This window comes from Sporosarcina luteola (assembly GCF_023715585.1).
Taxonomy (GTDB): Bacteria; Bacillota; Bacilli; order Bacillales_A; family Planococcaceae; genus Sporosarcina; species Sporosarcina luteola_D.
In genome coordinates this window covers 334,965-347,864 of record NZ_JAMBOK010000002.1, presented here as the reverse complement: position 1 = coordinate 347,864, position 12,900 = coordinate 334,965, and the positions used below count along the sequence as shown (strand labels likewise).

The 12,900-nt window shown below is 42.2% G+C and carries 15 protein-coding genes; 2 read left to right on the top strand and 13 right to left on the bottom strand.

The window, feature by feature from the left end:
• Positions 1–86: 86 nt before the first annotated feature.
• The 9 genes from M3193_RS12150 to M3193_RS12110 form a co-directional block, all read right to left on the bottom strand.
• On the bottom strand, positions 87–704 hold the full coding sequence (locus M3193_RS12150; protein ID WP_251627996.1) for an NUDIX hydrolase: 618 nt from the start codon (positions 702–704) through the stop codon (positions 87–89).
• Between the two features lie 49 nt (positions 705–753).
• A complete protein-coding gene (locus M3193_RS12145) occupies positions 754–1,518 on the bottom strand; it encodes a DUF817 domain-containing protein (RefSeq protein WP_251628297.1) in 765 nt (254 codons plus the stop codon).
• 112 nt (positions 1,519–1,630) lie between these two features.
• Positions 1,631–2,458: a VanW family protein gene (locus tag M3193_RS12140; RefSeq protein WP_251628295.1), complete on the bottom strand. Its 828-nt coding sequence runs from the start codon at positions 2,456–2,458 to the stop codon at positions 1,631–1,633.
• A gap of 269 nt (positions 2,459–2,727) precedes the next feature.
• Positions 2,728–3,348 carry a LysE/ArgO family amino acid transporter gene (locus M3193_RS12135; protein WP_251627994.1) on the bottom strand — a complete coding sequence of 207 codons (621 nt, stop codon included), beginning with the start codon at positions 3,346–3,348 and terminating at the stop codon, positions 2,728–2,730.
• Between the two features lie 115 nt (positions 3,349–3,463).
• A complete protein-coding gene (locus M3193_RS12130; protein WP_251627992.1) occupies positions 3,464–4,660 on the bottom strand; it encodes a class I SAM-dependent rRNA methyltransferase in 1,197 nt (398 codons plus the stop codon).
• Positions 4,661–4,741: 81 nt separating this feature from the next.
• Positions 4,742–5,338 carry a hypothetical protein gene (locus tag M3193_RS12125; protein ID WP_251627990.1) on the bottom strand — a complete coding sequence of 199 codons (597 nt, stop codon included), beginning with the start codon at positions 5,336–5,338 and terminating at the stop codon, positions 4,742–4,744.
• Between the two features lie 325 nt (positions 5,339–5,663).
• On the bottom strand, positions 5,664–6,845 hold the full coding sequence (locus M3193_RS12120) for a MalY/PatB family protein (protein ID WP_251627988.1): 1,182 nt from the start codon (positions 6,843–6,845) through the stop codon (positions 5,664–5,666).
• 191 nt (positions 6,846–7,036) lie between these two features.
• On the bottom strand, positions 7,037–7,465 hold the full coding sequence (locus M3193_RS12115) for a HEAT repeat domain-containing protein (RefSeq protein WP_251627986.1): 429 nt from the start codon (positions 7,463–7,465) through the stop codon (positions 7,037–7,039).
• 200 nt (positions 7,466–7,665) lie between these two features.
• Positions 7,666–8,388, bottom strand: a complete 723-nt coding sequence (locus M3193_RS12110) for a MerR family transcriptional regulator (protein WP_251627985.1) — start codon at positions 8,386–8,388, stop codon at positions 7,666–7,668.
• A gap of 150 nt (positions 8,389–8,538) precedes the next feature.
• Here M3193_RS12110 and M3193_RS12105 point away from each other — a divergent pair, with 150 nt between their 5' ends.
• Entirely contained in the window at positions 8,539–9,513 is a 975-nt protein-coding gene (locus tag M3193_RS12105; protein WP_251627983.1) for an MraY family glycosyltransferase, read from the top strand.
• A gap of 64 nt (positions 9,514–9,577) precedes the next feature.
• Here M3193_RS12105 and M3193_RS12100 read toward each other — a convergent pair whose 3' ends face one another.
• The 4 genes from M3193_RS12100 to M3193_RS12085 all read right to left on the bottom strand — a co-directional run bounded on the left by M3193_RS12100 (position 9,578) and on the right by M3193_RS12085 (position 11,991).
• The gene (locus M3193_RS12100) at positions 9,578–9,763 is read right to left on the bottom strand and encodes a hypothetical protein (RefSeq protein ID WP_251627981.1); all 186 of its coding nucleotides are present in this window, start codon (positions 9,761–9,763) and stop codon (positions 9,578–9,580) included.
• Between the two features lie 112 nt (positions 9,764–9,875).
• Positions 9,876–10,295, bottom strand: coding sequence for a GyrI-like domain-containing protein (locus M3193_RS12095; protein ID WP_251627980.1), 420 nt, complete (start codon positions 10,293–10,295; stop codon positions 9,876–9,878).
• Positions 10,296–10,300: 5 nt separating this feature from the next.
• Positions 10,301–11,083 carry an aminoglycoside 6-adenylyltransferase gene (locus M3193_RS12090; RefSeq protein ID WP_251627979.1) on the bottom strand — a complete coding sequence of 261 codons (783 nt, stop codon included), beginning with the start codon at positions 11,081–11,083 and terminating at the stop codon, positions 10,301–10,303.
• A gap of 23 nt (positions 11,084–11,106) precedes the next feature.
• Positions 11,107–11,991, bottom strand: a complete 885-nt coding sequence (locus tag M3193_RS12085; protein ID WP_251627978.1) for a DMT family transporter — start codon at positions 11,989–11,991, stop codon at positions 11,107–11,109.
• 148 nt (positions 11,992–12,139) lie between these two features.
• Here M3193_RS12085 and M3193_RS12080 point away from each other — a divergent pair, with 148 nt between their 5' ends.
• The gene (locus tag M3193_RS12080; RefSeq protein WP_251627976.1) at positions 12,140–12,889 is read left to right on the top strand and encodes a DUF3888 domain-containing protein; all 750 of its coding nucleotides are present in this window, start codon (positions 12,140–12,142) and stop codon (positions 12,887–12,889) included.
• The last annotated feature ends 11 nt before the right edge of the window (positions 12,890–12,900 follow it).

Genomic DNA, 12,900 nt, shown 5'->3' with positions numbered 1-12,900 from the left:
CACTGTATATTCAGCGTAGCATATAGCCCTAGAACCGCCTATCAACTATTAGTTGAATATAAGATTCTACCGCGAGTGGAATGAAATCAATCAAATACCGTACCCTTTTCTGGGTCCTCCAGGAATTCAAACATTGTTGCTAGTTGAGATTCGGTATTTCGATTCAAAGAGAGCGAGGGTAAATTGTTCTCCGTAAAGAACTCAACTTGATTCGTTTCGGGTCCTATAGCAGGCTCTCCCCCAATAATTTCACACAAAATAAAAATCTTATAGTAATGGTATGGTTCTGGAGGATGGGGATGCTTGTTTTTATCCAGTAATGCAATTAATCTAACCGGAATTACATCAAATCCAGATTCCTCTTTAATCTCCTTCACTATATTTTCTGACGGAGACAATCCAATATCGCAAAACCCGCCCGGCAATGCCCATTTATCATCGATATTTTCTTTCACCATTAAGATTTGATCATTTTTAAAGACCACACCTCGAACGTCCACTTTCGGTGTTTGATAACCTGTTTCGTTCGTAAACAAGCTTTCAATTTTATGTATCTCAAGATCGGTGTGTTCTGACATAATCTCTACACTGATTTTGCGAAATTCCTCATAGCGCTCTATATCATATATATCCTTTGAAAATGCCAACCCTGATTGGGCCAGTGCCTGAATCCTTTTTGCCCAATCCAACCACTGCGTGCTCATATTATCCCCCACCTTAAACTGAAATGTCTTATCATTACAGAACTGCAGCTCAATTTTTCTTCTCTTTTACCTGCTTCAACGTTGCTACGATAAGAAAGCTGACAATCACTAATAACAGCCAAGAGCTAACTTTTCCAAGATGAACTAGACTCCATGCGTCGGCTTGGTTTGGATATTGCCATGCACCGAAGAATGTCGCGATGTTTTCAGCTACCCATATAAAAAAACCGATGAGGACAAATGAAAGAGCAATCGGCATCCGGTACTGAGATCCATTCACATTATAACTAACCCATGATTTCCAAAAGACGATGATGACGAATGCAGATAACCACCAACGAATGTCGATCCAATAATGGTGGGTGAAAAAGTTCAAATAGATTGCTGAAGCAAGAGGGACTACTATCCAAAAAGGCGGCCACTTAATGAGGTCGACATCCAGCCTCCTCCACGCTTGGCATAGATAACTTGCTACACTTGCATACATAAATCCGCTATACAAAGGCACTCCCAAAACTTTGAAATATCCTTCCTCTGGATAAGACCACGAACCCATATTCACCTTGAAAATTTCAAGAGTAAGTCCAATCAAGTGGAACAGGGTAATGACTTTTAGTTCGTCTTTCGTTTCTAGTCCCGAACGTAGCATCCACCATTGCATGAGAACGCAAATGACCAGAAGCCAGTCGTATCGGGATAGAAAAGGAAGCGGAATGATTTTCGTCAGCGCCAGTGAGGCAAAAATAACGACCGGGAACAAACAGGATAGTGCTTGCTGCCAGCCGAAATGGGCGAGTTGTTTCACTGCTTTTATAGTGTTTATCCCCAATGATTTTTCCGAATGTATATCGTGATGTTTGATATGTCACGCCTCCCGTCTACATCCACGTTTTTTACGACACCGAAAGCCCCGTTAATCATGATAATCATTTCCCGTCCCCCTCATATGTGAGAAATGGCTCATACATTGTTATCGCATGATTCTCTGTGACGAATTCATCGTCGATCTGGTTCCCTTCAGCGTCGAATACTTTCCGAAAAATCGAATTATGGCGGATGTAACCGCCCCATAATTCCCTTGTGAAATGATGCTCTTTTTCGTAAATCTTATATATTCGGGTTGCCGGTGAAATCGAACGCCATTCACCGTTGAGATGTGTGTCTGTCAAATAGATCACCAGCTGATATGGTGTTTGGGTTTCGTTCTTTATTTGCAAATCCAAATAATTATAGGCACATGTCGCTCCGCTGCCGAATGGCTGACTCCGGTTCGAATCAGGAAAGACATCGTAGCTATGTCGATAGCGCTCCGTCACAGTCAGCGGCGTATGCAACGTGATCCAATAAATGAGATTGGACAATTGGCATAACCCACCGCCTGTCCCGACAGTCACTTTTCCATAGTGGAGGATCATGCCATCCACATACCCTTTCCGCTTCGTCGTATTGCCGATGAGGCGCCAGTATGAGAAGGTTTCCCCTGGTTCAATGACGACTTTATGCAATTGTTTTGCGGCTATCCCGAGATTAGTTATTTTATTTCTTTGCAACTGCATATCGACGTCCTTCAATTGCCTTAGCAAAGGAGTCCGGTGCTTTTTAATACTATATGGCAGTTTTTTATCGAGTCTTTTGCGCGCATACTTTTTCCCATCAAACAGCCATTGACTATAGCGTTTCAGTCTATATACTTTCTTCCCTGCAAAGATTCTCAGTCTGCTCCGCTTAATCGGTTTTAATGAAACCAACAGGATCACCCCCAACCTAGTCATAATTCAACAATGAAACTTCAATTCCCTTTATTATTATCTTATTCTTGATGTGGCCAAATCCCGAAACGAGCGAGAGCATAGCAAACTCGAGCATAACTCGTAAGGTGCCTGTGCATGACACTACTCAGATTATTAACTACAATTGTATAATGAGAAATGAAAAAGCCAACAAAACCAGGTTTCGTTGGCTTTACTTCTGTATTAATATCGACCTACATGAATTGTCATAAATGTGTCATGCACAGGCACCATCAAAAAAACTTGCCGAGTAATCGGATTGCCATATAGATGGCTACGGCCCAAACGACGACAGCGGAGATTTTGTTCAGCATGCCAATGAATTTCCCGCTTGTGTCCATCTTGCCGAGTACTCTTCCAGCAACAGCAAGTCCGAAAAACCAGCACCATGAAATGATGATTGTCGTCAACGTGAACGCGAAACGTGCCTCCCCTGAATAACTAAGGGCATTCGAACCGATCACGCCGATCGTATCGATGATTGCATGTGGGTTCAATAAAGAAACGGATGCTGCGAACAAAATCTGCTTCTTGGGGGAAAAACGTTCCGCTTCCGCCTCCATTGACGCAGGAGCGCTTCGCCAAAGAGAAATTCCGATGTACAGTAAAAACAGGATACCGACGGCAAACATCATCGTTTCCAGCCAGTGGAATGTCAAGATGAGCAGAGATACTCCTGATACCGCCGCCACAATCAGAATCGTATCGCAAATACCCGCAGTAATGACGACCGGAAATGCCCTCACCAACTTCGGCTGCAATGCCCCCTGGTTGAACACAAAAACATTTTGAGCGCCTAGTGGTAATATAAGCCCGATCGCTAGAATTACCCCATGAAGAACCGCCTCAACCATTAGCTCTCCCCCTTTTCTATCTATCTCTCTATTGAAAGGCTTTCTTCTGATAATTGCAATATCAATAGATCGAAAACCAAAAAACCATCCCCAACCGGAGATGGCTTTACACTTCTTATTTCAACTTCTGCAAAATGACGACTTTCAAGTAATTGAATTCCGGGAAGTCGCGGCTTGTGCGGAAATCCTTTGGCAATGAAGATTCCTCGAGGATTTTAAAGCGTGAGCCAGCATCCGCGAACCCTTTTTCAATGAATGTCTTGAACTTCTTCATGCTAAAGCTTGCGTTATTTGTCGAAGCAATAATGATGCCGTTTTTCTCTGTGATGTCAATTGCATCCTTCAGCAAGGCCGGGTAATCTTTTGCCGTGCTGAATGTGTATTTCTTTGAACGTGCAAAACTCGGTGGATCTAAAACAACAACGTCGAATTTCAGTTCGTGACGTTTCGCATAACGGAAATAATCGAACACATCCATCACTTTAATATTCTGTGCTTCATAGTCGATCCCATTTACACTGAACTGCTCGATCGTCTTCGGTAAACTGCGCTTCGCCAAATCTACGCTCGTCGTCTCCCGCGCCCCGCCAAGTACTGCGGCAACCGAAAACGCACCTGTGTACGAGAATGTATTCAATACATGCTTGCCTTCCGAATACTTGTCGCGCAGCGCTTTACGCACATCGCGCTGATCAAGGAAAATTCCCGTCATTGCGCCATCATTCAAATCGACAGCGAAATTCATCCCGTTTTCTTTCACGATAATCGGGAAATCTCCAGGGATCCCTCTTACAAAATCATCCTGCTCAATGTATTGGCCTTGCGTGTCGAAGCGTTTCTTCTCGTAGACTGCCTTATATTCCACGAGCTTGTCCAACACACCATACACATGATGCTTCATGGAATAGATTCCTTCACTATACCAGCTTACCATGTAATAGCCGTCAAAATAATCAATCGTCAACCCGCCGATGCCATCGCCTTCTCCATTGAAGATACGGAATGCATTCGTCTCGCTATCTTCAAAAAAAGACTCCCGTCTCGAAAGGGCTGCAGCTATCTTGGACTCGAAAAAGGCAAAGTCGATTTCCTCGTTATCATCCCTCGTCAAGACCCAGCCGATTCCTTTATTTTGATTGCCATAATAGCCTTTTGCGATGAATTTACGGTATTTATCAACCAAGCGGATAAGTGAGCCTTCCTCCTGCAACACCTCCGGATTCATCACCGCATCTTTCAAAATCAATGGGTAGCCCTTCTTAAAGGCCGCTATACTTTGTGCGTTTACTTGTACATCAATTGTTTTTGTCATCGTGTCATCCTTTTTCCATCTTTTTTTTCATTATCGCATGAAGACGTGAAAAAAGCTTCTCGTAACAGAGAAGCTTCAACATCAGGCAAGCAGGCGGAATGCCAGACTCTTCCAAAGTCCCATCCGAATCGGACGATCCATTTGCGTCCCTCTTGCAGTCCGTAAATATGTTTTCAAGTCGCCTTCATATACTAGTTCCATATGGGGCATATAAGTTAGATGATGCGGCATTGTCAGGCTAGGCCTCGTCAGCAGCCGGTGCATCTCGCTCTCCTGCATGACGGTCGCGACGAATTGCGAACAGAAAAACGCCCTCTTCCGTCGAATTTCTTTATTCAGCGCCACGCCAAACAAACCGATAAAGTTGTATTTATAAGCCCTTTGATTCAACTCAAATTGAACGATTTTCTGACGGATCCGCATATACGCTTCCGTAGAAACTTCGCAACGGTATACAGCGCAGTCGGCCTCCTGAAAAATGCCTTCCGCAACATTTTCACGAACAAACCCACCGAGGAATGGATTGTATTGCTGCTTTCGACCGAAACTATAGATTTCGGTTAATTGCTCGTCGAATGCTATGGATGCATGATTCAAATCTTTACGTGTATACATGCCAATCGCCTTTGACAACAATGTTCCCGTGTCTGTAAGTACGATATAGATTGTTTTTCCCATTATCCCAACCCCTAACTCATCTCTCTACAAGTATGTACATTTTTTTGGGGAACCTAAACCGTCTGCAGGTGGAAACCTTCTAAGCCCTAAGTTGTAGACAAGAGTAGGGGTTCGGACAGCTCAAGCGTTTATCTATATATGATATTATACGTGTTACCTATACGTAGAGTTTCACTTTCCCAAGATTTTTCAATCCCGCAGGAAAGCAAGTGATGGCATGGTTGTCATGGAAGGAACAATTGCTCATCTATCGATGGTTGTCCTATTATACTATGAATCACTTGGAATTTCTTCCTTTTCTTAAAAATAAAATAGACAGCACCTTTCACTTCCCGAGATTCGACAAAATATTTTCAACGGCAAGCTCGACGAATCGTGGCTCAGTCGCCATATTCAATCGGATAAAACCTTTTCCTTCTGGGCCAAACCATTCCCCGAAATCGACAGCAATTCGACACCGGTCTTGGATAAATTCCTTTGTTTTCTCGGGATCTATTACATTCCGTAAATCAAGCCAGATCAAATAAGTGCCTTCTAATGGAGAGATGATAATATCCGGTGCGACTTCATGTAGATGTCGTTTCACATGTTCGTAATTATGCTTGATGACTGCTAATAATCCATCCAGCCACTCTTGTCCATGCCGATAAGCAGCTTCTGCAGCTGTCAATCCAAGGATGTTCACTTCAGTTTGATTTACCGTTTTCACATAGTTATCAAATTGGGTGCGCAGCTGTTCATCCTCGATAATGATTTGGGAAAATAAGAGCCCGGCCAGATTAAATGTTTTGGACGGGGCAGTTACGGTAATGAGCTGATCTGCGAATTCACCATTGCCTACAATTGCGGAAGGGATATGCTTATACCCTTCCATAGTAAGGTCTTGGTGAATTTCGTCCGAAACGACAAGAACGCCGTGTCTTTTGCAAATTGAGAGGACCTTCACTAATTCTTCTTCTGTCCATACACGTCCGACAGGATTATGCGGAGAGCATTGGATGAATAGTTTTACATCATTGGCGACGATGCTTTCCTCAAATGCATCAAAGTCAATATGATAAACTCCTTTATCATTCACAAGCTCGCATGTCACCAATTTACGGTCGGTGTCTTTCACGGCGTTATGGAATGGGTAGTAGACAGGCGTTAAAATCATGACAGCTTCGCGAGGTTTGGTATATGCATTGATAAACCAATAAAGTGCTGTGACGACTCCAGTAGAAAAGCGCAACCATTCCTTTTTCACTTCGTAGCCATGATGCTGTTTCTCCCAATTGATAAATGCTTCATAGAAAGAATCGGGTACGAATGAATAACCAAACACACCATGGGCAATCCGTTTTTGCAATGCATCCAATACTGCTTCGGGGGCCTTGAACTCCATATCTGCAACCCATGCGGCAATCAGATCAGGGTCACCGAAACGCTCATCCAATGCATCCCATTTCAATGAATTCGTTCCTTTTCGCTCGACGGCATACCGCTCGCAAAATTCCGCGACGTCCATTTGTCATCACTCCCGTTTTCTTATTTATTCAACAATACGCCAACTAGCTTAAGTCGTCTATATGGATTTTTATTTTAGTAACAAATAAATCAGGAAATTCTAACGAGATGAACCGTACGGTAGGATAAGAAAAAGCCATTCCCTCCACATGCGGAGAGAATGACTTTCCTTCTAAATCGCCAAACTACTGATTATAGTTTTGCCCAACGTTCCTCTATCCAGTTCATAAATTGTGCACCTTTATCGCCTTCATACGCATCAAAGACATCTAAACGCATACGTTTTAGCTTATCTGCAAAGTCTGCCACTGAATGGTCCTTCGGCAAGCTCTTTTTCACCCGTAGGAATATTTTGTCTGTGTCTTTGATAATATCAAAACGTGCCGGTAGTGGCTTCTCTACGTCCTCGCCAAACGCCACTAGTGCTTCATAGGCTGCTAATTGCACCTTGTAGACAGTATCATGCTGCATACGATTTTTTAATAAATCTATAATCTTGTCATGTTGATAAGCCGATAACAATTCGACTGCATTTAAACGCTCTCGCCAGCTCGACGTATAATTGGCCTGTTTTTTTACTGTTTCATACTGATCAGGTAATGCTGTATCAAACTGTTTCAAGTAATCGCACCTCTTTTTTCAACTAGAGGAAAAATGAATTCTTCTTCTGCTTCCTCATTATACGTTGTCTGGGTGAAAATAGCGATGAATCGTTGGTAAGGATATATATTTAAAAATGGAAACTAACTACATTACTGTGAACCATTGCGTTTTTCTCTCCTTCAACAGAACCTGTGGGAAAAATCCTCATATTATTATCATCAGTTTCTATCGGCAAAAATCTTCATCGCATCCCGCATATAAACAGCCAAACCGTCCCCGAATTTGTCAATGTTCTTTGTAAATCGTTCATCCGCGACATACATTTCACCAAGTCCGGCGAATGCTTCCAATGAGTAGTCACCAATTTTATTCAAAAACGTGTACCACTCGCCAATAGCTACTTGAGCTTCCGCTGAAGCCGGATCCGTATGGCGAAGTTCTGCGAGGTTGTAATAAATTCGGTTCATGTCCTCCTGAGTTTCCTTGCCGAATTTGGCGACATTCTTGTTCGCTTTATCGACCTCCTCATCCCCCCACCGATCCCTTGCTTCCTGCTCATACGGATTCGAACTGAAATCGAATCCTTTAAATTTCTCTTCGTTCGTCATCGTCATTTCTCCTCTCTCTGATCGGAGCGTCTTGTCGATCGTCTCAATCATCGTTCCCAGTTGCTTTCGCTTCGCCATTAACATGTCACGCTGCAGCTCGAATGCCTCCAACCGGTTGAACGATGGACTATCCAATAGCTCCTTGATCTTCTTCAAAGGGAAGCCGACTTCGCGAAAGAATAGGATCTGCTGGAGGGTCGTCAGATTTTCATCTGAATAAACCCGATAGCCCGCCTCCGTCACATTGTCCGGAACAAGCAAACCGATTTCATCGTAATGATGGAGCGTGCGCACACTCACGCCGGTCAAATCCGCCACTTCCTTCACTCTCATAACTCCGCCTCCCTTCACTATTGACTATAGAGTATGACGTAACGTGAGAGTCAACACATTCGAAAAAAAGATACATCGGAGAAGCTATTAAAATCGGTCACCAATCGACAAGATTAGTAAAATTCTGTATAATAATAGATAAATATTATTATGGTGGTGAGAAAAATCTTTTACATATTGGCGTTTATAGCATCATTCCTTATTGTATATGCTTTAATCCCTCCGTTACGGAGGCTCGCTTTCCATCTTGATTTTGTAGACAAGCCCCAGGAAAACGTCGAACGTAAATTACACCGTAAACCGATCCCATTGACGGCGAGTTATGCACTCTTTATTGGCTTTTTTTCCGTCTATCTTCTTTTTACTAGAGAGTTTACTTGGGAAACCGGGGCCCTTTTTGGAGCAGGAGTATTGCTGTTAACCATTGGAACGATTGACGACTGGTTCAAAACAAAGGGGAAGGACTTCCCGGCCTTACCGAAATTCGTCGTGCAAGTATCCGCCGCGATTCTAGTTTTTGCGTCGGGTATAACATTCAATGGTTTTGTAAACCCGCTATCGGGTGAATATGTCACCCTTCCATTAATTCTACAGTTCATACTAACAATTTTATGGATATTCGGGGTGACGACGGTAATCAATTTCTCGGATGGCATGGATGGCCTTGCGGGAGGGCTTGTCGCGATATCTGCTGTCACGCTTTTTATTGTTGCGGTTGCCAAAGGTCAGCCGAATTCCGCGATGATGGCCATTGTTCTAGTAGGCATTACAGCCTCCTATTTACGCTTTAATAAGCCCCCGGCCAAGATTTTCATGGGGGATGCGGGTGCAAGCTTCCTTGGTTTTTTGCTTGCGGTTATCGCCTTGGATGGGGCCTTTAAACAAGCGACCGTTCTCTCATTGTTCATTCCAATTTTGGCTTTGGGAGTTCCAATCTTTGATAATCTCTTTGTCATAGCCAAACGTTATATGCAAGGCAAGTCGATTTACCAAGCAGACGCTAGCCAAATACACTATCGGCTGCTGCGTGCTGGACTGAAACCAAAACAGGTGCTAGCCTTTTTGTTTTTAGCTAGTGCATGTCTATGCCTTTCTTCAATTATTTTGTTACTTATACAAATTTAATTATCTATTCCCCCCACCATAACCTGGTGGTTTTTTATTTGTTCACCTTGTATACATTCAGTATTTATTTCTTCATGAATCCGCCTTGCAATTCCTTTTCAATCTCTTCGTCGCTAATTGTAACAACTTCTTTTTCTTTCACATTGAAATGCTCTGTAATCAATTTTAATTGATTACTAATCTTTAATAGACAATAAACCACGTTCACCAATAGCAAGATGATGACAATTAGAAATATCGTGATCAACATGTAATCACCCTCTCTCCTTTAACTGCTTACTTCTATTTACGTTACGCAAACCATTTAGATTCACAATTTGAGATGTGAATAAAAAAAGACCCGGCAAAAGCCAGATCCTGCCTTACTCAATCGCCACCCAAACTTCCGTCTCAAATCCCGTAGAACTTATAGGATGGATATAGCGCTCAAACCCATAACTATGTCTACGTTTCACATCTGGATTGCGCAACAACGCATTAAAAGCGGCCGGAATTGCCTCCACACCCCCATCGACCTTTGCGACAATAAATTTACCGCTTGGAATCAACAATTCCTTCGTATCCGTAAACCCTTCTGCCAACTCCGAGTTAATACCCGCCAAATAATGAAACTTGCCGTTGCCCATTCCTAATGTAATCCCGAAGGACTCTTCAGGCTGAGCACCCTTTTCTTTAATAATACGGTTTAACTCATCCCACAGCTTTGGAATATCCGCTACAGGCCCATTCATTTCATATCCTCTTACTGTGAACTCCTCCACTTGTTCAATACGTGTCTCCATTTTCTTCACCCCTTTGGTAAATGTAAAAGCTGATGTAATTCATTATCCATCGTGATACTGGAGCTTTGATCAACTACTTCAGTAAATAGTTCCTTCAGCTTCTTTGATGAAGACTTCAATTTTTCAACTGTGATTTCATCTTGGTAAGTTGAAAGATACTCCTCAATAAACGAAGGGTCCAACGTGTCATACGCTTTAAATTGGTGTAGCTTCTTGTTTTCGTTCATGGCTTGTACCAGTAAGACATAATCTCTCATATTTTCAAGCATCTTCAGAGCATAAATGAGATTATTTCTCTTCAACTCTTTGTCCAAACTTAAAGCACAATAAGCGAATTCAAAAACTATATCGATATTCACATTGTATTTGATTGGCTTATTTTGAAAGACTTCATTTTCAGCATTCATCTTTTCGGATACGAATCCGGTTTTATCTACAATCACTTTCCACAAAGGCGACTTCACATTCAATAATTCACTCGGAAGAATGGACACATTAAACTCCAATGAATTTTCCATGAATGCGATAAGCAAATAAATATCCCTGCTAAACTGCTTCTCTTTTATATAGATGGGATTAAACTCTCTGAGTATCTGATGCACAACACTTTTTGTGCTTTCAACATCTTCAGCTTTAGAAGTCGAAACCATTACATCAATATCGGAATATTCATCCTTATATCCGATCGTCCCGGAGCCTAACTGAATAACTCCTTCGACTAAATTGGAGGACTCTAATTTCTCAACCGTTTTTATAAAAAACTCGTTTCTTTCATCAGAACTATACATACCTCCACCCCTTCATTTTTGTTTTACTCCACTCGTGCCGGGTTACTTCTTTTCACCAAAAAGTTTAACTTTGTTTCCGATAATATAATCGCAGCTAGTATCAAAATCGCACCGATTCCCATCTTAAGCGTAAGGATTTCACTTAATAGAATGACGGAAAAGACCATTCCCCATAATGATTCCGTCGAAAGGATAATTGCAGCCTTCGTTTCTGTAATGAATTTCTGCGATACGGTCTGCAATAAAAACGCAATTGTCGTCGAGAAAATGCCTAAATAGAGTAAAGACGTTAACCCTTCAGGCTGCGTGGTGAATTCCGTTTCACCTCTTAGAAGTACAACAACCAAACCTATAAAAGTCGCTGTCGCCATTTGGACAATCGTCAACGCAATCGGATCTTCCTTTTTTACAAACTGGGACGTGTAGAAAATGTGGAACGCAAAACCGATTGCACAGCAAAACGAGAGAAAATCTCCGATGTTGAGCCCTGCTGACCATTGGAGTGACAGAACCGCCACGCCGAACATCGCGAGAAAAGCTCCGATGAGTTCAAATACATCCAATTTCCTTCTATAAATCGCCAGCCCGATAAACGGCACAATGACTACATTAACCGCTGTCAAAAACGCATTTTTAGAAGGGGTTGTAAATTGTAAGCCGACCGTTTGCAGTGCGAATGCAATGTACAAGAAAATTCCTAAAATAGACCCTTTAATCAAAGCGCTTTTAGAAATGAACTTCAATTTTTTATAAAAAACAGCACATAATAGAACAGCGCCAATCAGGAATCTTCCCGCCAAAATCTGATAAGGTGTGTAAGAATCCAATGCAACTGCACTCCCGACAAACCCACTTCCCCAAATGATCGCTGTCAAAAGCAATCCGATTTCACCATAATATTTCCGCATAACATCCTCCGGTATCCACGTAATCAAATAATTTATTTCATTATAACGCAACAACCCTCGTTCCAAGGCACTTTTTTCAAAGTTCATACATGTATTGATTCATCGACACAGGCAAACCTAAGGACAAAACGGTTAGGAGGTTTCCTTATTGAAAATTCCACATATACTAGTTCCGTTTCTCCTGATTTCGATGCTGCTTCAACCTCTTATGACCAAAGCCGAACAGCCCGGCATTGACCAACAATCCGTCCAAGACGCCTTGCTTGCAACCCTTCAGCCCTATATCTCGGAAGGGATCATTCAATATTACGGCTACGATAAATCATACGGATTGTACGACGCTAAAATATCGGACATCAAGCGAGAGGAGAATGGAGGATTTTCATTTACAGTCGTAGTTCAGGTAAGTACGTTTGAGACAGCAGAAAACCCGCCTTACGGAAAAGAGACATTACAGTTTGGAATCAGTCCGAAAGGCGTAAAATTGCTCGATTTTGCACATGAAGGCGATGAAGAGGAAAAAAAATTGCACCAGTTTTACAAGGAAGCGCTCATCGACATTAAAAAGTCTTTTCATTTAAATTTACTTCCGTATGAAAGGTATGATTACAACCAATTACGGTATAAGGCTGAAAAACATAACGATTTCAACTCCCTCGCACATATCGCAGAAGAAATTGTCATCAACATTCTCAGCACGGAAATTCAACCGCCTTACAAAAATGTGATCAACCCGGTAACTTTCGTTAAAGGCAATGAAGGCTTCATTTTGTTTAAGACAGCCGATGGAACCAATTTCTATTATAAGGTCCTGAAGGAGAATGGCATTTGGAAAGTCGTCGACCAGGACAGTGAAAAAGGCAAGAAGATGGAGTACGACTTGCTTTGGTATATGTAAAAAGAGGCAGC

What these genes read in the sequence shown, in the direction of transcription:
- M3193_RS12150 (WP_251627996.1), bottom strand. Translation starts at nt 704, where the DNA reads ATGAGCACGCAGTGGTTGGATTGGGCAAAAAGGATTCAGGCACTGGCC.
- M3193_RS12135 (WP_251627994.1), bottom strand. Translation starts at nt 3,348, where the DNA reads ATGGTTGAGGCGGTTCTTCATGGGGTAATTCTAGCGATCGGGCTTATA.
- M3193_RS12130 (WP_251627992.1), bottom strand. Translation starts at nt 4,660, where the DNA reads ATGACAAAAACAATTGATGTACAAGTAAACGCACAAAGTATAGCGGCC.
- M3193_RS12125 (WP_251627990.1), bottom strand. Translation starts at nt 5,338, where the DNA reads ATGGGAAAAACAATCTATATCGTACTTACAGACACGGGAACATTGTTG.
- M3193_RS12120 (WP_251627988.1), bottom strand. Translation starts at nt 6,845, where the DNA reads ATGGACGTCGCGGAATTTTGCGAGCGGTATGCCGTCGAGCGAAAAGGA.
- M3193_RS12110 (WP_251627985.1), bottom strand. Translation starts at nt 8,388, where the DNA reads ATGAGAGTGAAGGAAGTGGCGGATTTGACCGGCGTGAGTGTGCGCACG.
- M3193_RS12105 (WP_251627983.1), top strand. Translation starts at nt 8,539, where the DNA reads ATGGTGGTGAGAAAAATCTTTTACATATTGGCGTTTATAGCATCATTC.
- M3193_RS12100 (WP_251627981.1), bottom strand. Translation starts at nt 9,763, where the DNA reads ATGTTGATCACGATATTTCTAATTGTCATCATCTTGCTATTGGTGAAC.
- M3193_RS12095 (WP_251627980.1), bottom strand. Translation starts at nt 10,295, where the DNA reads ATGGAGACACGTATTGAACAAGTGGAGGAGTTCACAGTAAGAGGATAT.
- M3193_RS12090 (WP_251627979.1), bottom strand. Translation starts at nt 11,083, where the DNA reads ATGTATAGTTCTGATGAAAGAAACGAGTTTTTTATAAAAACGGTTGAG.
- M3193_RS12085 (WP_251627978.1), bottom strand. Translation starts at nt 11,991, where the DNA reads ATGCGGAAATATTATGGTGAAATCGGATTGCTTTTGACAGCGATCATT.